The organism is Sphingomonas gellani (genome assembly GCF_900110035.1).
GTDB classification, from domain to species: domain Bacteria; phylum Pseudomonadota; class Alphaproteobacteria; order Sphingomonadales; family Sphingomonadaceae; genus Sphingomonas; species Sphingomonas gellani.
Window position 1 is genome coordinate 17,889 of the sequence record NZ_FOCF01000003.1, and the last position, 24,598, is coordinate 42,486.

Below are 24,598 nucleotides of genomic sequence, written 5' to 3' on the forward strand. Positions count from 1 at the left end.
AGCCGTCGCCCCCCGATGTGATCGCCTTCGTCGAGGCGCTTGCACGGGCCCACGTCGCGCGGGACATTGCCGCGGCCCGCAAGGATCCGAATCGTGCGAACCCTCATCTACGCCCGGTACAGTAGCGCTCTCCAGAATACCTGGTCGATCGAGGACCAGGTTGCAGCGTGCCGCGAACGTGGAGAGCGTGAGGGCTGGACGATCGCGGGCGTCTACGAGGATCGCGCTATCAGCGGCGCGGCCGGAATGGGCGAGGCGCAGCGGCCCGGGCTGGCGGCGCTGCTCGCCCACCTCGGCCGGGGCGGGATCGAGCAGGTCGTGGTCGATTCGACCAGTCGCCTCGCCCGCGATCAAGGCGACGCACACCAGTTGCGCAAGCTGATCAACTTCCGGGGTGCCCGGCTCTTTTCGCTCGCGGACGGTGAGATCGACGCTTTCAAGGGCGCGTTCAAGGCGTTGCTCGACGAACAGCAGCGCGTGGACCTCGCCCACAACATTCGCCGTGCCCATCGCGGCCGCGTCGCCGAGGGACGATCAGCAAACACGGTTGCCTACGGCTACCGTCGGGTCAGCAAGCTTGATGATCGCGGCGAGTTGATCCGCGGACTCCGCGAGGTCGACCCCGAACAAGCCGAGATTGTGCGCCGCATATATCGCGAGTACGTGGCCGGCCGGAGCGCGCAGGCGATCGCCTTCCAGCTTAACGCCGAGTGCGTGCCTCCGCCAAAGCGCGGGATCTGGCGCGCTTCCGCTATCGCGGCCCATCGCGGCGAAGGGTTTGGCATTTTGTGCAACCCGATCTACGTCGGCCGCATGGTTTACGGCCGCACCAAGGCCGTGGTCGACCCGACGACGCGAGAGCGTCGCTTCGTAAAGGGCGATGGTCACCTTACAGAAACCGCCGTGCCGCACCTCCGGATCATCGATGACGCGCTTTACGCCGAGGTGCAGGATCAGCTCGCCCGGCGCGCCACTCCGCGCCCCGAAACGCAGCGCCGACCGAAGCACATCCTATCGGGCCTAGGCATCTGCGGCGTGTGCGACAGCCCCTGGATCATCGTCAGCCATGGCAACTGGGGATGCAGCAAGCACGACGGCGGAAAGGCGTGCACCAACAACCGACGGATTGCGACCCGAAAGCTGGAGAGGACAGTGCTGGCCGACCTGAAAGGGCAGATGCTCGCCCCCGACGTCGTGTCGGCCTACCTGCGCGAATACCACCGCGAGCACGCCCGCCAGACAGCCACGCTCGGCCGCGACCACGATCGGGTAGAGCGGAGACTGGGAGAAGCGACGCGCAAGGTCGACCGCCTGGTGGCCGCCGTCGCTGAGGGAGGCAGCGAGTTCGCTGAAATACGATCGTCGCTGGCATCAGCCCGCGACGATCGAGACGCACTCGCCCGCGAACTGGCCAGCATGGACGCGCTGCCGGTGCTCACATTGCACCCCGGCCTTGCCGACCAGTACCGCCGCGAGATTGAAGATCTTGATCGATCGCTGGCCGGCGAGGAGACGCGCCTGGAGGCGGTGCCGAGGCTGCGAAAGCTGATCGCGCGGATTGTGGCGACACCGCATCCAAGCGGTCGCGGCGTCGCTATACAGGTCGTGCGGCAGATCGATCAGGTGCTTGCGTTTGCCAGCACTCAAATTGTTTCGGTTAGGGCAACATCCAGGTGAAGGTGCCGGCACGGGTCAGGGTAAGGTCACCCTGCGCGATCACATCCATTCCGATCAGTACGTCGAAATCGCCGTTGTCCCGGAAGTCGACACCTGAGACCTCATCGAACATGTAATAGCCACGGGCGCCCTTATCATCGTACAAGGCACCAAGAACGAACCTGTATCGGTTGTGCTGCTCGATGCTGGACACTCCGCCGAGGTTCAACTTGCCGCGCGGCCGAAGCCCGATCTGCTTCGCAGCCGATCGCGAAATACAAGTCTTTGTAGCCCCGGTGTCGATCAGACCTCTTAGAGCGCTAACCTGAGAAGTCGGCACGACGGTATGGGGCTGCACGCCATGCACAACCACCGGGGCTGGCTGAAGCGCGACGTCGATGATGAGACGTCGGTGGGCATCGACGACGCCCGTGACTGTAGCCACGCTTACGCGACAACGTGCGAGAAAAAGCCGAGATCGACCACCTCTTCGGTGACCTCTTGGATCGAGAAGATGTCGTCCTTGTAAGCGTCCATGCCGGCGCCCTCGGCCTCCCCAGCGGTCGGGTAGAACGAGGTAACGTCACCGTGTCGTAGGAGCGCCCACTGCCCCTTTCGGGCAGGCAGGAACTGGTGGACGACGCGCTGGAAGCTGTCGAAATTACGATCAATCTCTTCCTGCAAAGCGTCCATGGTTGGTCTCCGTTTCCCCTGAACCCCGCCTAACATGCACAGATTCTCGGACGCAAACGTTAAACGAGGCCCAATAGACTCATCGAAAATATACCTGTTACGCCGCCTTCGCTCAGGCGCATGGCCGGCATATGCTGGTCCGCACCGCACTCGGCGCGGCGATGCCGCTGGCGGGGACGGGATGCGCCGTCGCGGTGGCGATGCTGGCGCGCATCGCCGACGCGCGTGGCGGCGATCCGTTCGATGCCGCCAGCCTGACGGAGGATTACGAACTCGGCCTGCGGATCGCGGAGCTGGGCGGGCGGGGCAGTTTCGTCCGGGTGACGGCGGCGGATGGCGGCACGGTGGCGGTGCGCGCTTATTTTCCCATGCGGTTCGGTGCGTCTGCCCGGCAAAAGGCGCGCTGGATGACCGGCATCGCGCTCGCCGGATGGGATCGTACCGGCTGGGCGCGAAGCTGGGCGGTGGGCGATCATTGGATGCGGATGCGCGACCGCCGCGCGCCGCTCGCCATGCTGGTGCTCGCCGCGGCCTATGCCGGGGGCGTGGCGTGGGTGGTCAGCCTGGCTGGGCATGGATGGTGGGGCGGCGATGCGCTGCCGGCGGTACCCGGCTGGTTGCTGATCGCGAACGGCGCGTTGCTCGTCTGGCGGTTGCTGATGCGGGCGACGGCGACGGGCGCGGCCTATGGCTGGCGGCAAGGCCTGTTGTCGCTGCCCCGTTTCGTGGTCGGCAACATCATCGCGCTGGCCGCGGCGCGGCGGGCATTGACGATGTACCTGCGGATGCTGGCGGGCGAAGCGCTGCGATGGGACAAGACCCGGCACGTGTTTCCCGATCTGGCGGACGAGTCGCTGGTCGCCCCGCCGCTGGCCAAGGCCGCGTGAGGACGGGGCGGCCGCTGCGGTTCCTGGCGGTCACGCTGGGGGGATGGACCGCCATGCGAGTCGCCTGGCTGTTGCCGGATATCGATTCGGGTGCCGACCTGATCCGCGCGGTGGCACCGCCGCTCGCCGCCGCGACGCTAAATCGTCCCCTCGCGACAGCATCGGCGACGCGTGCGGAGCATGGCCGTCAGGGTCGATCGAAGCCGGTTGCGGTCGCATCCGATCGCGCCGCCGAACGTACCTCGTCGAACTCCGCAGTCCCGACCCGCATCGCCGTGGCGGTCGATGCCACGGTTCCGTCCGGACAGGCGGTCGCGGTTGCCGACCCGGATCGGAAAGCTGAAGGCGCCATCGTCGCGCCGGTCGGGTCCACACCGCCGCCCTCGGCGACCGCGCGTCTGTCGGGCAGCGCGTGGTTGCTGGCGCGGGGCGGGTCGGGCGGGACGCTGACCGGCGGCCGGCTTGGCGGATCACAGGCGGGCGCGCGGCTGACCTATGCCCTGGATCACGGCCGCCGCATCGCGATCGCGGCGCGTGTCGCCTCGCCGCTGCAAGGGCAGGGGCGCGAGGCCGCCATTGGCGTGGAGTGGCGCCCGGCCGCTCTGCCGGTGCGGCTGGTGGCGGAGCAGCGCGTGTCCCTGGACAGTGGGCGCGGCGGGCCGACGCTGCTGGCGATCGGCGGTTTCGGACCGGTGCCCGTTGCCGCAGGCTTTCGGCTGGAAGCGTATGCGCAGGCGGGCGCGGTGGCGCGCGGGCAGGTGGAAGGTTTCGCGGATGGTGCCGCCCGCGCCACGCGCGTGGTGGCGGCGCTGGGGCGTGCGCGGATCGACCTGGGCGGTGGTGCATGGGGCGCAGTGCAGCGCGATGCCGGGCGGTTCGACATCGGGCCGACGCTGGGCATGGGGGTACCGGTCGCAGGTCGCTCGCTGCGCATGACGCTGGACTGGCGACAGCGGGTCGTGGGGGAAGCGCGGCCGGGGTCGGGCCCGGCCCTGTCGGTCGGCACGGATTTCTGATGGTGGCGGCGGGCGTGCGGGCGGGGTAAGCCGTCGCGCGTGGACCTGTACCTTCCCATCGCCAATCTGTCGGTGAACGCGCTGGTGATCGTGCTGCTGGGCGGCGGGGTCGGCCTGTTGTCGGGCATGCTGGGCGTCGGCGGCGGGTTCCTGACCACGCCCCTGCTCATCATCTACGGCATCCCGCCGACGGTCGCCGCGGCATCGGCCGCCAGCCAGGTGACCGGCGCCAGCGTGTCGGGCGTGTTCGCGCATTGGCGTCGCGGCGGCGTCGATGCGAAGATGGGCGGCGTGCTGGTCGCGGGCGGCATCCTGGGATCGCTGGCGGGCGCGCAGCTGTTTCGCCTGTTGCAGTCGGTCGGTCAGATCGATCTGGTGATCGGCGTCGTCTATGTCGTCATGCTCGGCTGGATCGGCAGCGTCATGGCGCGGGAATCGATCGGCGTCATTGCCGTGGCGCGCGGTCGCCGCGCCGCGCCGGCTGCCCGTCGCCGCCACCATCCCTTCTTCGCCAGCCTGCCGTTCCGCACCCGTTTCTACAAATCGGGGCTGTACATCTCTCCGCTCGCGCCGTTGCTGATCGGGTTTGGCATCGGCATTCTGACCATCCTGCTGGGCGTCGGCGGCGGGTTCATCCTGGTGCCGGCCATGGTCTATCTGCTCGGCATGGCGACATCGGCGGTGGTCGGCACCAGCCTGTTCCAGACGCTGTTCGTCACCGCCATCGCCACCATGGTCCACGCCACCACCACCAAGGCGGTGGACATCGTGCTGGCCGGGCTGCTGCTGCTCGGCTCTGTGGCGGGGGCGCAGGTGGGTGCGCGGCTGGGAACGAAGGTGCGTCCGGAATACCTTCGCCTGGGACTGTCGATCGTGGTGCTGTTGCTCGCCGTCCGCATCCTGCTGGGGCTGGTCTGGCGGCCGGAGGCGATCTTCACGGTGGAACTGGCGTGAGGCGGCGCGGGGCGATCGCGGCGCTGCTGGCCGCGCCGCTGCTGCTCGGCCAGGCCAAGCCCGTGCTGGTGCCCGACGTGTCGCAACGCGAGGTGGAGATCGCCTATTCCTTCACCGGGGCAGAGCTGCTGCTGTTCGGGGCGATCCTGTATCCCGGCGGCCGCCTGCCCCAAGGTGAGGCGCCGACCGACGTGGTCGTGGTGGTGAAGGGGCCGACCGAATCGATCCTGGTCCGCGAAAAGGAGAAGGTGGCTGGCATCTGGGTCAATGCCGAACGGCTGCGGTATCGATCCGCGCCGTCCTTCTACGCGCTCGCCTCGTCCCGGCCGATCGCGCGACTGGTCGATGAGCGGACGCGCGCGATCTACGAACTGGGCGTCGACAGCCTGCAACTCTCCCCCGCCTCCAGCGCGCCGGCCGATGTGCAGGGGCGGTTCCAGGACGGGCTGGTCGACCTGCGCCGGCGCGCGGGCCTGTATCATGAGGCGCCGCATGCGGTGGAGATCACCGACGGCGTGCTGTACCGGGCCCGCGTCAGCATCCCGGCGCGCGTGCCCGTGGGGCGGTTCACCGCAGAGACGTTCCTGATTCGCGACGGTCACGTGCTGGCCGCGGCGGTGCGCGACATCGACATCCGCAAATCGGGGTTCGAGCGATTCGTGGCCCGCGCCGCCGATCGCCACGCGATCCTGTACGGGCTGGTCGCGGTCGCGCTGTCGGTGCTGCTCGGTTGGGCGGCGGGGTGGATCGCGCGACGGATCTGAGGCGGGCCGGTCGTGGCGGCGAAAAATCACCGCGTACCGTATGTTTACGCTTTCGCCGCTACCACCCTGGCCTGTGCTTGCTCAGGACCCGGACCCCAAGATGACATTCATGCCTGGATCGAAGATGTTCGATCATGCCGCGCCGGTGTCCGCCCCGGCCGTGCTGGCCGGGGCCGAGGAGGCGATCGGGTTCGTGCTGGCGGTCGCCGGGTCGTCCAGCCAGGTGGTGCTGGACCCACAGGCGATCGATGCGCTGGCGCAGGTGGCCGATCCCGTCGCCGCCAGCGCGGGTCAGGTCGGCAGCCAGATCAAGATGCGGATGGGCGGCGTGTGGCTGGTCGCGAATGTCCGCAGCCTGTCGTGGCAGGAGGTCGACGGCGGCCGCATCCTGGCCGATATCGACTTTCTGGGTGAGGGCGACGAGGAGCGCCTGACCGGCAAGCTCTATCATTTCCGGCGCGGCGTCACCCGCTATCCCATGCCCGGATGCCAGGTGGTGCCCGTCACAACCGCCGATCTGAAACAGGTCTATGCCGCGGATGCGCAGGCCAGCATCGGCGTCGGCACCGTGTATCCGACGAAGGACGTGCGCGCGTCGCTGTACGTCGACTCGATGCTGGGCAAGCATTTCGCGCTGGTCGGATCCACCGGCACCGGCAAGTCGACCGCCGCCGCGCTGATCCTGCACCGCATCTGCGAACGCGCGCCCAACGGCCATGTCGTGATGATCGACCCGCACGGCGAATATTCCGCCGCGTTCAAGGGCAACGGCGCGCTGTACGACGTCAACAACCTGCAGATGCCGTACTGGCTGATGAATTTCGAGGAACATTGCGAGGTGTTCCTGACCGCGACCGGATCGCAGCGTCAGATCGACGCCGACATCCTGGCCAAATGCCTGTTGATGGCGCGCGGCAAGAGCCGGTTGGGGCAGGAGATCGCGAAGCTGACGGTGGATGCGCCGATCCCGTACCTGCTCAGCGACCTGACCAGCATCGTGCAGCTGGAAATGGGCAAGATGGACCGCGCCGGCGACACCGCCCCCTATCTGCGCCTGAAAAGCAAGATCGAGGAGATCAAGGCCGACCCGCGCTACGGCTTCATGTTCTCCGGCATGCTGGTCGCGGATACGATGGCGCAGTTCATCGCCCGCATCTTCCGCCTGCCGGGCGAGGGAAAGCCGATATCGATCATCGACGTGTCGGGCGTGCCGTCGGACATCACATCCGTCGTGGTGGCGGTGCTGTCGCGGATGGTGTTCGATTACGCGATCTGGTCCCGCAACGAGGCGCAGCGCCCGATCCTGCTCGTGTGTGAGGAGGCGCATCGCTACATCCCCGCCGACCAGGGCGTCGCGTCATCCTCCGTGGGGCGCATCCTGGGCCGCATCGCCAAGGAAGGGCGCAAATACGGCGTCAGCCTGGGCCTCATCACCCAGCGCCCTTCCGACCTGTCGGAAGGGGTGTTGTCGCAGTGCGGCACGATCATCGCGATGCGCCTGAACAACGAACGCGATCAGTCGTTCGTCCGCGCCGCGATGCCGGAGGGTGCGCGCGGTTTCCTCGATTCGATCCCCGCGCTGCGCAACCGCGAATGCATCATCTGCGGCGAGGGCGTCGCGATCCCGATCCGGGTGTCGCTGGATACGCTGGAGGAGATCAAGCGCCCGGCGTCCGGCGATCCGCTGTTCTCGCAATTGTGGCGTGAGGTCGGGGATGAGGATGCGATGATCGCCCGCGCGGTCAAACGCTGGCGCGCGCAGGGGAAGTAGGCGTCCTCGACGGCGTCTGCTTCAGCCCACGCCGCCGGGATGCACCGCCAGGCGGGTCGCGTCGTCCGGCACGCCGGAGAACAGGCCCGCCTCCGTCCCCGTCATCCACACCTGACCCCGCCCGGACAGCCGGTCGAACAGGGCGAGGCGACGCACCGGGTCGAGGTGCGCGGCGACCTCGTCAAGCAGCAGCACGGGCGCGCGGTCGGTGCGCGCGGCGACCAGATCGGCATGGGCGAGCACGATGCCGAGCAGCAGGGCCTTTTGCTCGCCCGTGGAGGAAAGCGCGGCGGGCTGGTCCTTGGCCGCATGGGTGACGATCAGGTCGGCGCGGTGCGGGCCGATCAGCGTCCGACCCACGGCGGCATCGCGGCCACGACCGCGCGCCAGGTCGCCGGCCAGATCGGACGAGCCTCCCCTTTCCAGCACCATTCGCGCGCGGGCGAAGGGGCCGTCCGGCTCCGCCGCCAACCGCTCACCGAGCAGCGTCACGGTATCGTGCCGGGCCGCATCGATCGCCGCTCCATGTTCCGCCATCCGTGCCTCCAGCGCGGACAGCCAGTGCGGGTCGGGCGCGGGATCGGCGAGCAGGCGGTTGCGATCGCGCATCGCCGCCTCATACCGTTGGGCGTGGTGAGCGTGACCCCGGTGCAAGGCCAGCGCGAGTCGATCCAGGAAGCGGCGGCGGCCGGCGGCGGGTTCGACGAACAGCCGGTCCATCGCGGGTGTGAGCCACAGCACCGTGATCCATTCGGCCAAGCTGGTCGCTGCAGCTGCTGCCCCCTGGATGCGGACCAGCCGCCGCTCCGGCGCCGAGGCCAGCGTGCCGGTGGCGAGCTCCACGTCCGCGCCGTCCGGGGCGATCGCGGTCGCGGCGATACCGAACCCGCCCGCACCACCCTGGCGCGGCATCGCCGACAGCGCCGCGCGGCGCAGGCCGCGTCCGGGCGCGAGCAGCGACACCGCCTCCAATATGTTGGTCTTGCCCGCGCCATTCTCTCCGAACAGCACAACGAAGCCTGGCCCCGGCGACAGGGTGAGCGCGGGGTGGTTGCGGAAGTCGGTCAGGACCAGCCGGGACAGCATCGCCGTTCCGCTTAGAGTCTGCGGGACGTGGGCGGAAGCGGTGCCGGCCGACCATAGAGGACCGGCACGCTTCGTGCGATCACTGCCACCCGGTCAGGTGCGGCGGAAAACCGATCCGCCCGTCACACCCGCATCGGCATCAGCACGTACAGTGCCGGCGACTTGTCGTTTTCGCGGATCAGCGTCGGAGCGGACGCGTCGGCCAGGTGCACCTCGACCAGGTCGCCGTCGATCTGGTTCAGGATGTCGAGCAGGTAGCGGCTGTTGAAACCGATCTCGAACGGCGTGGCGGCGTAGTCGCCGGGCACTTCCTCGGCAGCCGTGCCATTTTCCGGGCTGGTCACCGACAGCGTCACCTTGTCGCGATCCAGCGCCATCTTCACCGCACGCGTCTTTTCGGTGGCGATGGTGGCAACGCGGTCGACCCCCTCCTTGAACCCGCTCGGGTCGAGCTTGAGGATCTTGTCGTTGCCGGTCGGGATGACGCGGGAATAGTCGGGGAACGTGCCGTCGATCAGCTTGGAGGTCAGGATCGCCTGCCCCAGATCGAAGCGGATCTTGGTGCCCGACAGCGACACGCCGACCGATCCGTCCACCTCGTCGAGCAGCTTGCGCAGCTCACCGACGCATTTGCGCGGCACGATCACGTCCGGCATCCCGGCCGCACCCTCCGGCTGCGCCACGGTGACGCGCGCCAGGCGGTGACCGTCCGTCGCCGCCGCCTTCAGCACCGCCTGTCCGCCCGTGCCATCGGCGGCGACGTGCAGGAAGATGCCGTTGAGGTAGTAACGCGTTTCCTCGGTGGAAATCGCGAAGCGGGTCTTGTCGATGATCTGCTTCAGCGTTTCGGCCGGCAGCTCGAACTGCGTCGGCAGCTCGCCCTCGGCGATCACCGGGAAGTCGTCGCGCGGCAGGGTGCCGAGCGAGAAGCGGGCACGCCCCGCGACGATGGTCATCCGACCCTCCGCCACGGTCAGCTGGACCTGCGCGCCCTCAGGCAGCTTGCGCGCGATGTCGAACAGGGTGTGCGCGGACACGGTCGTGGAGCCCGGCTGGTCGACTGCGGCGGGCACCGATTCGTTGATCTGCAGGTCCAAGTCGGTCGCCATCAGCTTCAGCGAGCCCTCGGTCGCCTCCAGCAGCACGTTCGACAGGATGGGAATGGTGTTGCGCCGCTCCACCACCGACTGAACGTGGCTCAGCCCCTTCAGCAGCGTTGCGCGTTCGATCGTCGCCTTCATCATAAACCCCCCGCCGCCAGCGACTCTCTCGCGCCGGGGCCATGTCGCTCGGGCCGCATTCCTAGCCAAAGAAGAAGGGCCGGAGCAAGCGCCCCGACCCTTCCCGTGTCGCTGGTTAACGACGCGCTAACGTCAGAAACGGAAGCCGTAGCTCGCGACGATCTGATGGCGGTCGGTGTCGACGTCGAAACGGCCGCTGTTCGCGCCGTTCGGATAGTTGATGCGCGCGTCCTCATAGTTCGAGTAGCGATACTCGAGCTTGGCATAGCTGTTCGGCGACAGGGCATGCTCCGCGCCGGCACCGATGCGCCAGCCGTCCAGCTTGAAGTTGGTGTCGGTGGTGTTGGTGGTGTTGCCGGCCAGCACGTTCAGCTTCGAGTTGGTGTAGCCGCCCTTGGCGTAGATCAGCGTCGACGGGGTGGCGAGCACACCGGCACGCAGGCCGACATACAGGTCGCGGCCCTGCTTGACCCGGCCGAAGCCGAAGTCGCTGGTGTAGTCGTTGCGATCGCTCTTCGCGGTGGAGTCGGTGATCTCCGCCTCCGCACCGATCAGCGCGCCGCCGAACGCCGCGTCGTAACCGACGCCCACGCCGTACAGGAAGCCGTCGATCTTCTGGTCGTCGCGACCGTTGTTGTTGTTCACGCTGCTGCCGGCGCCGACATGGTCGTAACCGATCGTGCCCTCGACGCGGGGGCCGGTGAACACCGGGTTGGTGCTCTGGGCGAACGCCGGGGCGGACAGGGTCGTGCCGAGAACCAGCGCGGCCAGGGTGATCTTACGCATTACGCAACTCCATACTGATGCGAAAAACTAGGATGCGTCGAATGGCGGAAGCGGGCAGGAGTTGCATGAACCCCAGCTAAACGGCCAAAAGCGTTGCCATCATGTCACATGTCGAACGATCGGGGTTGAAACGCGGGCGGGGCGAACCATGACGCCATGGATAGCGCGGGCTGCGCTGGCGGCGGCGGCGCTGGGCCTGGGAGCGCCCATCGCGGCGCGTGACACGATCGGGGTGTTCGGCGTCTGGGGCGCCTTTCGCGACACGGCCGCGCCCCGCGCGGCGCGCCACTGCTTCGCGATTTCGCGCCCCGTCGTATCCGGCACGCGCGGCGGATCGCGCCCGTTCGCCAGCCTTGCGAGCTGGCCCGCACGGGGTCTGCGCGCGTCGCTGCACGTCCGGCTCAGCCGGGAACGCGACCGGTCGGCGGGGGTGACCCTGACGGTGGGGGAGCGGCGGTTTGCGCTGGTGGCGAACGGAGTGGACGCCTGGGCGGCCGACACGCCGAGCGACCAGGCGATCGCGGCGGCGATCCGCGCGGGCCGGAGCATGAGCGTGGAGGCGGTTGGCATCGGCGGCCGTCCCTTTGCCGACGTGTACGCGCTGAACGGCGCCGCCACCGCGATGGACGCGGCGGCGCTCGCCTGCCTGAGGCGGTAGCGCCAGTCTGTTCATCGGTCGGGGCACCGGTGGCAATCGGCGCGAAAATCCGCTATATCCGCGCAATGCTTACAGTGTCAGCGGTTCCCATGCCCATTCCAGGGCACATCGATCCCGTGCCCGTTCCGCGCGACCTCGCCGCGCGGCCCGATGGTCGTGTCGACCTGGTCGGACTGTCGCGCGACCAGTTGCGCGAAGCACTGGCGGCGGCGGGCATGGAGCCCAAGCAGGCGAAGCTGCGTGCGAAGCAGATCTGGCACTGGCTGTACAATCGCGGTGCGACCGAATTCACGCAGATGACGGACATCGCCAAGGCGCAGCACCCCTGGCTGGCCGAGCGGTTCGCGATCTCGCGTCCCGATGTGGTGGAGGCGCAGGTGTCGAACGACGGCACCCGCAAATGGCTGCTCCGGTCCCCCGACGGGCAGGATTACGAGATGGTGTTCATCCCCGATGCCGATCGGGGAACGCTGTGCGTGTCCAGCCAGGTCGGCTGCACGCTGAACTGCCGTTTCTGCCACACCGGCACGATGCGGCTGGTCCGCAACCTGACTGCGGGCGAAATCGTGGGTCAGGTGATGCTGGCCCGCGACTCGCTGGGCGAATGGCCGTCGCAGCCCGAAGGGCGGATGCTGACCAACATCGTGATGATGGGCATGGGTGAGCCGCTCTACAATTTCGACAATGTCCGCGACGCGCTGTCGGTCGTCATGGACGGTGACGGCCTTGCCCTGTCGAAGCGGCGGATCACCCTGTCGACCAGCGGCGTGGTGCCGATGATGGCGCGCGCGGGAGAGGAGATCGGCGTGAACCTGGCCGTGTCCCTGCACGCGGTGACCAAGGATGTGCGCGACGAGATCGTGCCGCTGAACAAGAAATACGGCATCGAGGAGCTGTTGCAGGCCTGTGCCGACTATCCGGGTGCCAACAACGCGCGCCGCATCACGGTCGAATATGTGATGCTGAAGGACAAGAACGATTCGGACGCCGACGCGCACGAGCTGGTGCGGCTGCTGCGCAAATATCGCCTGCCGGCAAAGGTCAATCTGATCCCCTTCAACCCGTGGCCGGGCGCCGCGTACGAATGCTCGACCCCGGATCGTATCCGCGCGTTCAGCAACATCGTGTTCGAGGCGGGCATTTCCGCCCCCGTTCGCACGCCGCGCGGCCGCGACATCGATGCCGCGTGCGGCCAGCTGAAGACCGCCGCCGAGAAGAAGAGCCGCGCGCAGATGGACCGCGAGGCGGAGCAAAAGATGGTGGCGCTGGGCTGATCGCGCCCGCCGTGGCCGATTACGCGGATTTGGGCGGGCATCGTCATGGCACGCCCGCGTACCGCCGGCTGACGCTGGCGATGCTGTTCGCCGGATTTTCCACATTCTCGCTGCTGTACGCGGTGCAGCCGCTGCTGCCGCTGCTGGCCGGGGAGTATCGGTTGAGCGCGGAGGAGGCGTCGCTGGCGGTGTCGCTGGCGACCGGTCCGCTCGCCTTCGGCATCCTGGCGGCGGGGGCGATCAGCGACCGGATCGGGCGGCGACCGCTGATGGTGTTCGCGATGCTGGCGGCGGGCGCGCTGACGCTGTTGGCGGCGGTGATGCCGGGATGGCCGGCGCTGCTCGCGCTGCGGCTGCTGACCGGGTTGGTGCTGGCCGGGGTGCCGGGCGTCGCCATGGCATATCTGGCCGAAGAGATCGACGCGGGCGCCATCGGCTCCGCCATGGGCCTGTATATCGCGGGCAGCGGGCTGGGCGGGATGGGCGGCCGACTGGTCGCCAGCCTTCTCGCGGACCTGTGGGGATGGCGCGGTGCGCTGGGCGGGGTGGGCCTGATCGGGTTGGCGATGGCGGAGGCGTTCCGTCGACTGGCACCGCCCTCTCGCCGGTTCGTGGCCCGGGGCGGCGGTATCGGTGCGGTACGCACGCTGTCCCGCGACGATGCCCTGCCGCTGTTGTTCGGGCAGGCGTTCGTGCTGATGGGCATATTCGTGACCGTGTACAATTATGCGGCATTCCGCCTCGTCGCGCCGCCCTATTCGCTCAGCCAGGCCGCGGTGGGCGCGGTGTTCCTGCTCTATGTGCTGGGATCGGGCAGTTCGGCATGGTTCGGCGGCCTGTCGGGCCGGGTCGGGCGGCGACGCGTGTTCTGGGTACCGGTCGCGATCCTGGCTGTCGGCGTGGCGCTTACCGCCGCGCGGCCGCTGGCGTTGGTGGTGGCGGGCATCGGGGTGCTGACGATCGGGTTCTTCGGTGCGCATTCGATCGCCAGCGCCTGGGTCGGCCGGCGCGCGCAGTCCCATCGGGGCCAGGCGGCGGCCCTGTACCTGTTCTTCTATTATCTGGGTTCCAGCGTGCTCGGCTCCGCCGGTGGGGTCGCCTGGACGCGGGGCGGCTGGACGGGCGTGACGCTGTTCTGCCTGGTGCTGTCCGCGCTGGCGCTGCTGGGTGCGGCGTTGCTGGCGCGGGTGCCGCCGTTGCCGGTCGCCGACGCGCCGATGATGGTGGAACCCTGAACGTCGCGCCGTATCTGCTCGCCGCGGGCGCTGGCCTGATTGGTGGCGCGATGAACGCGCTGGCGGGCGGCGGCAGCTTTGCCACCATGCCCTCCCTGCTGGCGGCGGGATTGCCGGCGAACATCGCCAACGCCACGTCGAACGTCGCGCTGATGCCGGGTGCCGCCGCAAGCGCCTGGGCCTTTCGCGACGAGCTGGGCCCGGTCGGCGGCGTGTCCTACCGATGGCTCGCGGCGATCACCTTCGTGGCGGGTCTGGTGGGCAGCCTGTTGTTGGTGCTGACCCCGGCCCGCGCGTTCGACCTGATCGTCCCATGGCTGGTGCTGTACGCGTTCGTGGTGCTGGCGTTCGGTCGCGCGGCGTCGGACTGGTTGCGGCAACGGGTGACGATCGGAACCCGGACGCTGATGGTCGTCCAGGCGGTGCTGGGCATCTATGGCGGGTATTTTGGTGGCGGCGTGGGGTTGATGACCACCGCCACATACGGCCTGCTGGCGGGGCATTCCCCGAGAGAGCTGTTCGCGCCGCGCACGCTGATGCTGGCGGTCGCCAACGCCGCCGCCGCGATCGTGTTCGTGGCGACCGGGCTGGTGCAATGGACCTTGGGTGCGCCGATGCTGGCCGGCGCGCTGGTCGGCGGATGGGCGGGGGCAGGGCTGGGCAAGCGGTTGCCGGCCGGCGTGATTCGCGCGTGGACGCTGTTGGTGACGGGGGCGACGACGCTGGTGTTCTTCTGGCGCGCCTACGCCTGATCGTCAGTCGACGTTGCCCGGGTCGGGAAACAGCGCCAGCGTCAGCAGCGCCGCGGTTGCGGCGGCACGCAGCGCGGGCTGGCGGGACAGCAGCATGCGGCGGTCCTGCGCGCCGGTCATCTCGACAGCGCCCGCCGTCTCCCCACCGTTGGTGAGCAGCACATAGCCGATGGCGTCCGGCACCCGGAAGCCGACGCCGCCCAGCCGGTGCGTCGATTCGATGTCCAGCGTGAGGCCGTCGATGGTCACCGTCCCCGTGCGCGGATCGGCCATGTCGCGGGCGGAGGTGGCGCGCATGACCAGCGACCCCGCGTCGCGCCCATCGATGCGATACGCGCAACCCAGCTGCAGCGGGTCGAGCGGTGCTGCCGCGTCGACGCCGAACGCCTGTCCCCGCGCCTCGCTGCGGAAATAGCGGCAGCGCCCTTCCAGCCGACCAACCGGATCGAGGCGATCGATCGCGAATTCGACCGTGCCGAAACGCGCGACCGAGCCGATCCTGACCGCGTCCGCCGCCGGACCGATGATGTCCGGCCCCCAGCCGATCGCATCGCTGCTCTCCCGCCGGCGCAAATGCCCGGTCGCGGCGCCGACGCGGAACGTGCCGTCACGCCAGCCGGGCACATGGGTCACGTCGATGCGATCGAGCTCGCCCTGAGCGGCGAGTGAGTCGAACCCCGCGATGCGCACCGGCGTGCAGCCGCCAAGCGCCAGCATCGCCGCGACACCGGCCGAGAGCGCCGCGATATGCCCCTTCATCACCCGTCCCCCTAGCGCGCCGTTTGCGTAGGGGATCGCCGCTGTAGGCTGTCCCGCGGCTGAACGTCCGCGCTGGACCTAATCGGCTCAGCCGGGCCGGCGCAGTTTGAACAACGCATCCTCGGTGATCTCGAAATAATCGGCCGGGCCGCCCCCGCGCGTGATCGGGTGCGCCCGTGCGGTCTGGTAGATGCCATCCTCCAGCATCGCGCCGTCGATGTGGATGCCGACCGCTTCACCGATCGTCAGCCATTGGTCGAGCGGTTGACCCTCCTTCCCCTGCAGCCGGATCAGCTGGGTCAGACGGCATTCGAAGGCAACCGGGCTCGCAGCGACGCGCGGGGGACGGACCAGTCGGGACGGCGCCGTCTCGATCCCGGCATGCGCGAATTCGTCCACGTCCGGCGGCAGGGTGGAGGATGTCGCGTTCATCACCTCCGCCAGATCGCGGGTGGCGAGGTTCCAGACGAATTCCCCGGTCGCATGGATGTTGGCGACCGAATCCTTCCATCCCAATGACGAGAAACCGATCAGCGGCGGCGAATAGCATAGCAGGTTGAAGAAGCTGTAGGGTGCCAGATTGCGCAGGCCCGCCTCCGATACGGTACTGATCCAGCCGATCGGGCGGGGTGCGACGATCGCGTTCAGCGGGTCGTGCGGCAGGCGGTGGCCCTGCGCGGGTTCGTAGAAATGCCAGTCGGTCATCGATGCTGAACGTCGGCGCGGCACGATCGGCTCCCGCCTACCGCGACGGTCGTGCTTGCTGTAAGCTGCTACCCGTGAACGATGTACGCCCCGCACAGGTCGCGCCCCGCAAAGCCTATCGCCACCGTCTGCCCACACGGCTGTGGCACTGGGCCAACGCCGTCACCGTGTTCGTGATGATCGGCAGCGGGCTGATGATCTCCAACGCGCATCCGCATCTGTACTGGGGCGTGTACGGCGCCAATCTCGATACGTCTTGGTTCAACCCGCCGACCTTTCCCGGCTGGCTGACCATTCCGTCTAGCTACAATCTGGCGCTGGCCAGGCGCTGGCACCTGTTGTTCGCGCTGGTGCTGGCGTTCAACCTATTGTGGTTCATGATCGCCAGCCTGGTGAACCGCCATTTCGCACGCGACCTGCGCGTGCGGGCGGCGGAGTTGAAGCCGGCGGCGCTGGGCCGAGACGTTCGCGAGCATCTCCGCTTCCGCTTCCACGACGCGGCGCATCCCGAGCGGTTCAACCTGGCGCAGAAGATCGCCTATTGCGTCGCGCTGTTCGTGCTGCTGCCCCTGATGATCGCCACCGGCCTGTCGCTGTCGCCGGGATGGAATGCGGGGGCGCCGTGGCTGCTCGACCTGTTCGGCGGGCGGCAGTCGGCGCGCTCGATCCACTTCATCGCCTGTTGGGCGGTGGTCGCGTTCGTCGTGGTGCATCTGGTCGCGGTCATCCTGGCGGGCTGGCGGCAGGAGATCGGGGCGATGCTGACCGGCTGGCTGCGCGTACCGGAAGGAGAGGGGCATTGAGCGCGGTGCTGACCCGCCGCCGCGCGCTGTTGGGGATCGGCGCGGGGACGCTGCTGTCGGCGTGCGACCGGGTGCAGGATTTCGGCCCGGCGCGCAGAATCCTCGATTCCGGGGACGCGATCAGTCACGGGCTGCAACGCGCGCTGATCGACCGGGCCGCGCTGGCCCCCGAATACCGGGTCGACCAGATGTCGCCGGTGTTCCGCACCAACGGCAACGCCAACCCGAACACGCCCGCATATGGCGCGCTGGCGGCCAACGGGTTCGCCGACTGGCGGCTTGCGATCGGCGGACTGGTGGCGAGACCGCTTCAGTTCAGCCTGGCGCAGCTGCGGTCCATGCCGCAGCGGCGGCAGATCACGCGCCACGATTGCGTCGAGGGCTGGAGCGCGATCGGCCAGTGGCAGGGACCGTTGCTGGGCAGCCTGTTGAAGCTGGCGGGGGTGCAATCCGCCGCGCGCTACGTCGTGTTTCATTGCGCCGACCAGATCGGCGGCGCGCCCTATTACGAGTCGATCGACCTGATCGACGCGTTCCACCCGCAAACCATCATGGCGCTGTTCCTGAACGGCCGGCCGCTCGACATCGGCCATGGTGCGCCGACGCGCCTGCGGGTCGAGCGTCAACTCGGTTATAAACAAGCGAAATATGTGATGGGGATAGAGGCGGTGCCGAGTCTGGCCGGGATCGGCAAGGGCAAGGGCGGCTTTTGGGAGGACAATGTCGATTACGATTGGTATGCCGGCATCTAAGTTGCTACCGCCATAGTCATGTCGCTGATTGACGTGTTTCTTCGCCGCGCCGTTCGTCACGGCCAACTCACCCTGAATCGCCCCGGAAAGCCCCTCGTCACTTTCGGCCAGCCGGCGGACAACTTCGGCCATGTCGTGCTGCGCTTCGCGGACAAGGGCGTGGAGCGGGCGATCCTGCGGGACCCCGGCCTGGGCGCGGGGGAGATGTTCATGGCCGGGCGGCTGATCGTCGAAAATGGCGACGCCATGGACCTGATCGAGCTGATGACCGCCAATGATCCGTGGGAGCAGGGTGGCGGTCGCCTCGCCGCCTCGCCGTTGGCCCGACTATGGGGTGCGCTGCGCCACCGGGTCGAGCGGGTGAATATGGAGCGCCAATCGAGGCGCAACGTCGCGCATCACTACGACCTGTCGGGCCGCCTCTACGACCTGTTCCTCGACAGGGACCGGCAATATAGCTGCGCCTATTATACCGACCCTGCCAACGACCTGGACCGGGCGCAGGAGGACAAGCTGGCGCACATCGCGGCAAAGCTCGCGATCCGGCCGGGCATGCGCGTGCTGGATATCGGGTGCGGTTGGGGCGGCATGGCGCTGTACCTGCACCGCAAGCTGGGCGTGGAGGTGCTGGGCGTCACCCTGTCCGAGGAACAGCTGAAGGTCGCGCGCGCGCGGGCGGATGCGGCGGGCGTCGCCGACAAGGTCCGTTTCGAGTTGATCGATTACCGCCGGGTCGAGGGGCGGTTCGACCGCATCGTGTCGGTCGGCATGTTCGAACATGTCGGCACCGCGCAGTATCGCGAGTTCTTCGCCAAGGTGCGCGACCTGCTGACCGAGGACGGCGTGATGCTGCTCCACACCATCGGCCGTCTGGGCGTGCCGGGCGTCACCGATCGCTGGACGACGAAATACATCTTTCCCGGCGGCTATAACCCGTCGCTGTCGGAAATCGTCGCGGCGTCGGAGCCGGCGCGGATGTTCCTGTGCGATGTGGAGGTGCTGCGCCTGCATTACGCCTGGACGCTGAAGGCGTGGTACGATCGAACCGTGGCGGCGAAGGACCAGATCGTCGCGCTGTACGACGAGCGCTTCTATCGCATGTGGACCTTTTACCTGGCGGGCGCGTGCAAGGCGTTCGAGCACGGCGCGCTGGTCAATTTCCAGCTGCAATATGCCCGCAGCCGAACCGCCCTGCCGGTCACGCGCGATTATATGATTGACGGGGAACGGGCGCTGCGCGGCTGACCGCCTGGCGCCCGTTCAGTGCTGCTGGTTTACCGACCCGGATTCTTCGGGCCGGCGGGGCCACGACGCACCTCGTTCAGCGTCTCGGCGCGTGCGGCCTGTCGTTCCTCGACGCTGACCACGCCGTCGCCATTGGTGTCGTAGCGGCGCGCGGTGGCATTCAGCAGCGCCTGCATCTCCGCGGGAGAGATCTTGCCGTCCTTGTTCGTGTCCGCCCGTGCGAACCACAGGGTCGACAGATCGGTGATCTGTTGCCCGTTCAGCTTCGACCGGCCAACATCCATGCGGCGGACGCGCTCTGTCACCTCCGTCCGGCTGAGGAACCCGTCCTTGTTGGTGTCACTGCGCGCGAACTCGGCCCTGACCTGGGGCGAGACCTTGGCCGCCGTCTTCGCGCCGGGCGTCACCTTGCGCGCGGGGGTCTTTTGCGCGGCGGCGGGGGCGGCCAGCGGAACGGACAGGGCGACGCCGACGGTCGCGGCGAGGAGAAGGGGAAAGCGGGACATGGCGATCCTCATGCTGACGCCGGCTTGTACGGCGGGTGAACGGTTGCGTGGCGGGCGGGGAGCGCATAGGGGCGCGACCTTGTTCCCACAGCCCTTGCCGAGGAAGCGTCGAGCGTGAGCGAGTCCATCAATCGAGTCGTGCTGGCCTATTCGGGCGGTCTGGACACCAGCGTGATCCTGAAATGGCTGCAACAGACGTATAATTGCGAGGTGGTGACCTTCACCGCCGACCTGGGCCAGGGCGAGGAACTGGAGCCGGCGCGCCGCAAGGCGGAGATGGCGGGCGTCAAGCCCGAACACATCTTCATCGACGACCTGAAGGAAGAGTTCGTCCGCGACTACGTCTTCCCGATGATGCGCGCGAACGCACTGTACGAGGGGCTGTACCTGCTCGGCACATCCATCGCGCGGCCGCTGATCGCCAAGCGGCAGATCGAGATCGCGAACATGGTCGGCGCCGACGCGGTCAGCCACGGTGCGACGGGCAAGGGCAACGACCAGGTCCGCTTCGAACTGGGCTATTACGCGCTCAACCCGGATATCAAGGTGATCGCGCCGTGGCGCGAATGGGACCTGACCAGCCGTACCCGCCTGATCGAATTCGCCGAGGCGCACCAGATCCCGGTCGCCAAGGACAAGCGGGGCGAGGCGCCCTTTTCCACCGACGCGAACCTGCTGCACACCTCGTCCGAGGGCAAGGTGCTTGAGGACCCGTGGGAGGAGGTGCCCGATTACGTCTTCTCGCGCACCGTCAATCCGGAGGATGCGCCCGACACGCCGGAGATCATCACGATCGATTTCGAGCGTGGCGATGCGGTGGCGGTCAACGGCGAGGGGCTGAGCCCCGCGTCGCTGCTGGCGAAGCTGAACGATTATGGCCGCACGCACGGCATCGGCCGGCTCGACCTGGTCGAAAACCGCTTCGTCGGCATGAAGTCACGCGGCATGTACGAAACCCCGGGCGGCACCATCCTGCATCTGGCGCACCGCGCGATCGAGCAGCTGACGCTGGATCGCGGCGCCGCGCACCTGAAGGACGAACTGGCACCGCGCTATGCGGAGCTGGTCTATAATGGCTTCTGGTTCTCGCCGGAGCGCGAGATGCTGCAGGCGGCGGTCGACCACAGCCAGGCCAAGGTGTCGGGCACGGTGCGGCTGAAGCTGTACAAGGGCGCCGTCCATGTCATCGGCCGCAAGTCGCCCAATAGCCTGTATTCGGAAAAAGTCGTGACGTTCGAGGACGATCAGGGCGCCTACGACCAGCGCGACGCCGCCGGCTTCATCAAGCTGAACGCGCTCCGCCTCCGCCTGCTGGGCCGGCGCGACCGGTGATCGTCGCGCGGACAGGGGATGCGCCGGTTGGAGCGGCAATGCCCTTGTCCGTCTGCCCACGCGCGCTTTAAGACGGGTCGGATGGGGGAAAAGCTTCATTGGTGGCAGACGCGCTGGTTCGTGATCGCGGTCACCCTCGCCGCCACGATCCCGTTGCTCTGGCCCACCGTGCCCCCGCTGGTCGACCTGCCCGGCCATATGGGGCGGTACCGGGTGCAGCTGTCGATCGGGCATGATCCCTGGCTGTCACAATGGTATGATTTCCGCTGGTCGCTGATCGGCAATCTGGGCATCGACCTGCTGGTCGTCCCGCTGGCCAAGGTGTTCGGCCTCGAACTGGCGGTGAAGCTGATCGTGATGACGATCCCGGCGCTGACCGTCGCCGGCCTGCTCTGGATCGCGCGGGAGGTGCATGGCCGTATCCCCGCCACCGCGCTGTTCGCGCTGCCGCTCGCCTACAGCTATCCGTTCCAGTTCGGTTTCGTGAACTTCGCCCTGTCGATGGCGATCGCGCTGAACCTGTTCGCGCTGTGGCTGCGGCTGGCGCGACTGAACCGGTTCCGCCTGCGCGCCGCGATCTTCCTGCCGGCATCATGCCTGTTGTGGCTGTGCCATACGTTCGGCTGGGGCGTGCTGGGCGTGCTGGCCATGTCGGCGGAGCTGATCCGCCAGCACGACCGGATGGAGCGGCCGGAGGCGCGCGGCGGCTGGCGCGGCTGGCTGGAGGCGATGGTGCGCGCTGGGCTGGGGTGTCTGCCGCTCTGCCTGCCGATGCTGCTGATGATATTCTGGCGGTCGGGCGAGCATGTCACGGGGCAGACCGGCGACTGGTTCAACTGGCGTGCCAAGATCAGCTTTCTGTCCATGGTGCTGCGCGACCGGTGGATGGCGTGGGACCTGTTTTCCGCGACGCTGCTGTTCCTGATCCTGTTCAAGGGCGTGCGCGACGACCGGGTGGAATATTCGCGACAGCTCGGCCTGTCGGCGGCGTTCCTGTTCGCGGTGTTCATCATCCTGCCGCGCATCGTGTTCGGCAGCGCCTATGCCGACATGCGGCTGGCCCCGTTCGCGCTGGCCATCGCGGTGATCGCGCTCCGCGCGCGGCATGGCCTGTCGATGCGCCATGCCTCGGCCATCGCGGCGCTGGGCATGGCGTTCTTCGCCGCGCGGCTGGTCGGCACCACCGCCAGCTTTTTCCTCTACGAGCGCAGCTACAGCCGTCAGATGGCGGCGCTGGACCATGTGCCGGAACGGGCGCGGGTGGTCAGTTTCGTAGGGCGCCGCTGCCTGGACGATTGGGCGTACAGCCGGCTGGAGCATTTTCCGGCGATGCTGATCACGCGGCGCCTGGCCTTTTCCAACGACCAATGGTCGATGGCCGGCGCGCAACTGCTCACCACGCATTATCCGGCGGCGGGCGGTTTCGCGCACGATCCGTCGGAGATCGTCACCGACCGCTATTGCCGTGGCAATTGGTGGCGGCCGATCCGCATGGCGCTCAACAACTTCCCGCGCGATGCGTTCGACTATGTCTGGCTGCTGGAGCCGCCACGTTTCGACCCCGCGCTGCTGGACGGCATGACGCCGGTATGGCGCGACGGGTCGAGCATGTTGCTGCGCATCGATGACCGCAGCCAGCCCGAACCGCTGACGCTGGAGGATTTCGGGGTTCAGCTGCCCCGGCGGAACGGCGTCAGCTCACCCAGATAATCGCTTTCCGCCACCACCGCCTCGCGCTCTCGCGTCACGAAGTCGGCGACCGCGCGGCGGAAGTTCGGATCGGCGATGTAATGCGCCGACCAGGTCGGCACGGGGGAATAGCCGCGGGCCAGCTTGTGCTCCCCCTGCGCACCCGCCTCAACGGCGGCCAACCCGCGCGCGATGGCGGCGTCGATCGCCTGGTAATAGCACAGCTCGAAATGGAGGAACGGCACCTCCTCCGTCGCGCCCCAGTACCGGCCATAGAGCGTGTCCCCGCCGATAAGGTTCAGCGCGCCCGCGATCGGTCGCCCGTCCCGCTCTGCGACGATCAGCAGCACCTTGTCGCCCATCGTCTCGCCCAGCCGGGTGAAAAACGCGCGGGTCAGATAGGGGCGACCCCATTTGCGGCTGCCCGTGTCCTGGTAGAAGGTCCAGAACGCATCCCAATGATCCGGGGTAATGTCGGCGCCGGTCAGGTGGCGGATCGTCAGCCCCTCCACCGCCGCCGCACGCTCCTTGCGGATCGCCTTGCGTTTGCGGCTGGCGAGCTGGTCCAGGAAATCGTCGAAGCTGCCATAGCCCCGGTTGCGCCAGTGGAACTGTGTGCCCTGGCGGATCAGCCAGCCCGCCGCCTCGAACGCCGGCACCTGTTCGGGGGCGATAAAGGTGGCGTGCGCGGACGACAGGCCGTTGCCGTCCACCACCGCCTGCAACGCCGCGATCAGCGCCGGTGCCATGTCCGGGTCGCGCAGCAACAGGCGGGGGCCAGGAACGGGGGAGAAGGGCGCCGCCACCTGAAGCTTCGGGTAATAGTCCCCGCCGGCCCGCTCCCACGCGTCCGCCCAGCCGTGATCGAAGACATATTCGCCCTGGCTGTGCGCCTTCACATAGGCCGGTGCGATGGCGGCCGGTCGCCCGTCCGGTCCGTCGACGATCACCGGCAGCGGCTGCCACCCGGATCGACCCCCGACACTGCCGGACTCCTCCAGCGCGGAGAGAAACGTGTGGCCGACGAACGGATTGTCAGGGCCAGCGCAGGCGTCCCAATCGTCGGGCGCAATGGACAGGACGCCATCGGCGATACGGGCAGTGATGCTGGTCATCGCTGAACCATATAGGGGGGCTCCGGGCTTGCCGGAACGGGTGAAACGACAGGGCGAGACCTGGGCCGGCGCAGCCCGCTTTGATCCGAAACGAGTCGAATCAAAGAAAGCTGTGGGTAAGTTGGGTTCGTCGCATTTTGGTTAATGACGGTTCGGTTGCACCCGGCTAGCAAGGCCTCGCTCGTCGAAACAAAGACGCGAGAACAAAGTGAACAGCATGTGGAAGCAACCCGCGCGGCTATGGCGCCAGCGGGAGCCTGCGGTCGCGGGCAAGGAGAATGTGCGCCCGAAGCAGATCGCCAGCGGATCGCTGGAAGAGATGGTGCGGCGCGCGGTGGAGCGGGCCGGTCGCGTGGAAGCGCGGGAGCGGCACGCGTTCTTTATCGACGTCGACGCGCGCGAACTGCTCGGCTGGCCCGACATCGCCCGGCTCAGCGACTCCCCGGGCTTCCCGGTCGAGATCTAGGCGTCGTGCGCGCTTCCGGGGGTGCGCGGTTGCTCCCGCCACTCTGATCTTTCAGCGACACGGCGAGCCGGACATTCGCTTCGGCTCCTGCATCAGCGATCCTTGCGCGATCGTGCCGGCACGGTTGCCACGATGACGTGGAGCAGTGGCTCGAACTGCTCGCTTTCCACTTCGACGCGCCAGTGTCCTTCGTTGGCGAAACCTGGATGATCGGCGAGATAGGTGCCCAGACGCCGTACCGCTTCGTTGCGTGCTTCCTCGACGTCCGCGCATTCGATGGCGATCGCTTCCTGTTCACGTCCGGCGAAGCTGATCCTGTATTGCGGCATCCGTGTCCTGACTGTTCGGCTTGGGAGACCATGCTCCTAACCGACGGGGCCGGCAACCGGGATCACATAGATCAATTCGGCAACCCCGCCGGACCATCCGCGCGTGATCCATGCACAGCGCGCG

At 67.9% G+C, this 24,598-nt stretch carries 25 protein-coding genes and 1 pseudogene; 16 read left to right on the forward strand and 10 right to left on the reverse strand.

The window, feature by feature from the left end; genetic code table 11:
• Positions 1–93 precede the first annotated feature (93 nt).
• Positions 94–1,677 (forward strand): recombinase family protein, encoded by a 1,584-nt coding sequence (locus BMX37_RS06870; RefSeq protein ID WP_093664901.1) that lies wholly within the window; start codon positions 94–96, stop codon positions 1,675–1,677.
• Here the strand turns inward: BMX37_RS06870 and BMX37_RS06875 are convergent.
• Both BMX37_RS06875 and BMX37_RS06880 read right to left on the reverse strand, forming a co-directional pair.
• Positions 1,658–2,101: an aspartyl protease family protein gene (locus BMX37_RS06875; protein ID WP_093664903.1), complete on the reverse strand. Its 444-nt coding sequence runs from the start codon at positions 2,099–2,101 to the stop codon at positions 1,658–1,660. The genes BMX37_RS06870 and BMX37_RS06875 overlap by 20 nt on opposite strands.
• Before the next feature lie 2 nt (positions 2,102–2,103).
• The gene (locus tag BMX37_RS06880) at positions 2,104–2,349 is read right to left on the reverse strand and encodes a hypothetical protein (RefSeq protein ID WP_093664905.1); all 246 of its coding nucleotides are present in this window, start codon (positions 2,347–2,349) and stop codon (positions 2,104–2,106) included.
• Positions 2,350–2,462: 113 nt separating this feature from the next.
• Between BMX37_RS06880 and BMX37_RS06885 the strand changes: the two are divergent.
• From BMX37_RS06885 to BMX37_RS06905, 5 genes and pseudogenes are all read left to right on the forward strand, one after another.
• Positions 2,463–3,236, forward strand: a pseudogene (locus BMX37_RS06885) (glycosyltransferase family 2 protein); the annotation flags it as partial.
• Entirely contained in the window at positions 3,233–4,252 is a 1,020-nt protein-coding gene (locus BMX37_RS06890) for a hypothetical protein (protein WP_244501437.1), read from the forward strand. The pseudogene BMX37_RS06885 and the gene BMX37_RS06890, both read left to right, overlap by 4 nt.
• Before the next feature lie 39 nt (positions 4,253–4,291).
• Positions 4,292–5,206: a sulfite exporter TauE/SafE family protein gene (locus BMX37_RS06895; RefSeq protein ID WP_093664909.1), complete on the forward strand. Its 915-nt coding sequence runs from the start codon at positions 4,292–4,294 to the stop codon at positions 5,204–5,206.
• Complete coding sequence (locus BMX37_RS06900) at positions 5,203–5,970, forward strand: TIGR02186 family protein (protein WP_093664911.1); 768 nt, start codon at positions 5,203–5,205, stop codon at positions 5,968–5,970. Before BMX37_RS06895 ends, BMX37_RS06900 begins: the two co-directional genes overlap by 4 nt.
• Positions 5,971–6,070: 100 nt before the next feature.
• The gene (locus BMX37_RS06905; RefSeq protein ID WP_093665350.1) at positions 6,071–7,741 is read left to right on the forward strand and encodes an ATP-binding protein; all 1,671 of its coding nucleotides are present in this window, start codon (positions 6,071–6,073) and stop codon (positions 7,739–7,741) included.
• Between the two features lie 21 nt (positions 7,742–7,762).
• Here the strand turns inward: BMX37_RS06905 and recF are convergent, their stop codons facing one another.
• The 3 genes from recF to BMX37_RS06920 all read right to left on the reverse strand — a co-directional run bounded on the left by recF (position 7,763) and on the right by BMX37_RS06920 (position 10,854).
• Positions 7,763–8,827 (reverse strand): DNA replication/repair protein RecF, encoded by a 1,065-nt coding sequence (recF, locus tag BMX37_RS06910; RefSeq protein ID WP_093664912.1) that lies wholly within the window; start codon positions 8,825–8,827, stop codon positions 7,763–7,765.
• A gap of 122 nt (positions 8,828–8,949) precedes the next feature.
• A complete protein-coding gene (gene dnaN, locus BMX37_RS06915) occupies positions 8,950–10,068 on the reverse strand; it encodes a DNA polymerase III subunit beta (protein WP_093665351.1) in 1,119 nt (372 codons plus the stop codon).
• Between the two features lie 132 nt (positions 10,069–10,200).
• Positions 10,201–10,854, reverse strand: coding sequence for an outer membrane protein (locus BMX37_RS06920; RefSeq protein WP_093664914.1), 654 nt, complete (start codon positions 10,852–10,854; stop codon positions 10,201–10,203).
• 148 nt (positions 10,855–11,002) lie between these two features.
• Between BMX37_RS06920 and BMX37_RS06925 the strand changes: the two genes are divergently transcribed.
• The 4 genes from BMX37_RS06925 to BMX37_RS19130 all read left to right on the forward strand — a co-directional run bounded on the left by BMX37_RS06925 (position 11,003) and on the right by BMX37_RS19130 (position 14,773).
• On the forward strand, positions 11,003–11,512 hold the full coding sequence (locus tag BMX37_RS06925) for an invasion associated locus B family protein (protein WP_093664916.1): 510 nt from the start codon (positions 11,003–11,005) through the stop codon (positions 11,510–11,512).
• 65 nt (positions 11,513–11,577) lie between these two features.
• Entirely contained in the window at positions 11,578–12,786 is a 1,209-nt protein-coding gene (rlmN, locus tag BMX37_RS06930) for a dual-specificity RNA methyltransferase RlmN (protein ID WP_093665352.1), read from the forward strand.
• An 11-nt stretch (positions 12,787–12,797) separates the two neighbouring features.
• On the forward strand, positions 12,798–14,021 hold the full coding sequence (locus BMX37_RS19125; protein WP_244501440.1) for an MFS transporter: 1,224 nt from the start codon (positions 12,798–12,800) through the stop codon (positions 14,019–14,021).
• Between the two features lie 35 nt (positions 14,022–14,056).
• Complete coding sequence (locus BMX37_RS19130) at positions 14,057–14,773, forward strand: sulfite exporter TauE/SafE family protein (RefSeq protein WP_280139237.1); 717 nt, start codon at positions 14,057–14,059, stop codon at positions 14,771–14,773.
• A 3-nt stretch (positions 14,774–14,776) separates the two neighbouring features.
• Here the strand turns inward: BMX37_RS19130 and BMX37_RS06945 are convergent, their stop codons facing one another.
• Both BMX37_RS06945 and BMX37_RS06950 read right to left on the reverse strand, forming a co-directional pair.
• Entirely contained in the window at positions 14,777–15,532 is a 756-nt protein-coding gene (locus tag BMX37_RS06945; RefSeq protein WP_093664920.1) for a hypothetical protein, read from the reverse strand.
• Positions 15,533–15,619: 87 nt separating this feature from the next.
• Positions 15,620–16,237 (reverse strand): flavin reductase family protein, encoded by a 618-nt coding sequence (locus tag BMX37_RS06950; protein ID WP_093664922.1) that lies wholly within the window; start codon positions 16,235–16,237, stop codon positions 15,620–15,622.
• A gap of 74 nt (positions 16,238–16,311) precedes the next feature.
• Between BMX37_RS06950 and BMX37_RS06955 the strand changes: the two genes are divergently transcribed.
• Genes BMX37_RS06955 through BMX37_RS06965 form a run of 3 tightly spaced genes read left to right on the forward strand, consistent with a single transcriptional unit; the run spans position 16,312 to position 19,037 of the window.
• Positions 16,312–17,040 carry a cytochrome b/b6 domain-containing protein gene (locus BMX37_RS06955; protein WP_280139231.1) on the forward strand — a complete coding sequence of 243 codons (729 nt, stop codon included), beginning with the start codon at positions 16,312–16,314 and terminating at the stop codon, positions 17,038–17,040.
• Complete coding sequence (locus BMX37_RS06960; RefSeq protein WP_093664925.1) at positions 17,037–17,792, forward strand: molybdopterin-dependent oxidoreductase; 756 nt, start codon at positions 17,037–17,039, stop codon at positions 17,790–17,792. The genes BMX37_RS06955 and BMX37_RS06960 overlap by 4 nt, the downstream gene beginning before the upstream one ends.
• A gap of 18 nt (positions 17,793–17,810) precedes the next feature.
• Positions 17,811–19,037 (forward strand): SAM-dependent methyltransferase, encoded by a 1,227-nt coding sequence (locus BMX37_RS06965; protein WP_093664927.1) that lies wholly within the window; start codon positions 17,811–17,813, stop codon positions 19,035–19,037.
• Between the two features lie 29 nt (positions 19,038–19,066).
• On the opposite strand, the gene BMX37_RS06970 is transcribed toward BMX37_RS06965, so the two are convergent.
• Positions 19,067–19,555 carry an EF-hand domain-containing protein gene (locus BMX37_RS06970; RefSeq protein WP_093664929.1) on the reverse strand — a complete coding sequence of 163 codons (489 nt, stop codon included), beginning with the start codon at positions 19,553–19,555 and terminating at the stop codon, positions 19,067–19,069.
• A 102-nt stretch (positions 19,556–19,657) separates the two neighbouring features.
• On the opposite strand from BMX37_RS06970, the gene BMX37_RS06975 reads away from it, so the two are divergent.
• The gene (locus BMX37_RS06975; protein ID WP_093664931.1) at positions 19,658–20,875 is read left to right on the forward strand and encodes an argininosuccinate synthase; all 1,218 of its coding nucleotides are present in this window, start codon (positions 19,658–19,660) and stop codon (positions 20,873–20,875) included.
• 81 nt (positions 20,876–20,956) lie between these two features.
• Complete coding sequence (locus tag BMX37_RS06980) at positions 20,957–22,585, forward strand: hypothetical protein (RefSeq protein WP_170841881.1); 1,629 nt, start codon at positions 20,957–20,959, stop codon at positions 22,583–22,585.
• Here the strand turns inward: BMX37_RS06980 and BMX37_RS06985 are convergent.
• Positions 22,546–23,679, reverse strand: a complete 1,134-nt coding sequence (locus BMX37_RS06985) for a GNAT family N-acetyltransferase (protein WP_093664933.1) — start codon at positions 23,677–23,679, stop codon at positions 22,546–22,548. The two genes, BMX37_RS06980 and BMX37_RS06985, sit on opposite strands and share 40 nt — an antisense overlap.
• Before the next feature lie 217 nt (positions 23,680–23,896).
• Between BMX37_RS06985 and BMX37_RS06990 the strand changes: the two genes are divergently transcribed.
• On the forward strand, positions 23,897–24,145 hold the full coding sequence (locus BMX37_RS06990) for a hypothetical protein (protein WP_093664935.1): 249 nt from the start codon (positions 23,897–23,899) through the stop codon (positions 24,143–24,145).
• Between the two features lie 92 nt (positions 24,146–24,237).
• Here the strand turns inward: BMX37_RS06990 and BMX37_RS06995 are convergent, their stop codons facing one another.
• On the reverse strand, positions 24,238–24,474 hold the full coding sequence (locus BMX37_RS06995) for a DUF6894 family protein (protein ID WP_093664937.1): 237 nt from the start codon (positions 24,472–24,474) through the stop codon (positions 24,238–24,240).
• Between the last annotated feature and the right edge of the window lie 124 nt (positions 24,475–24,598).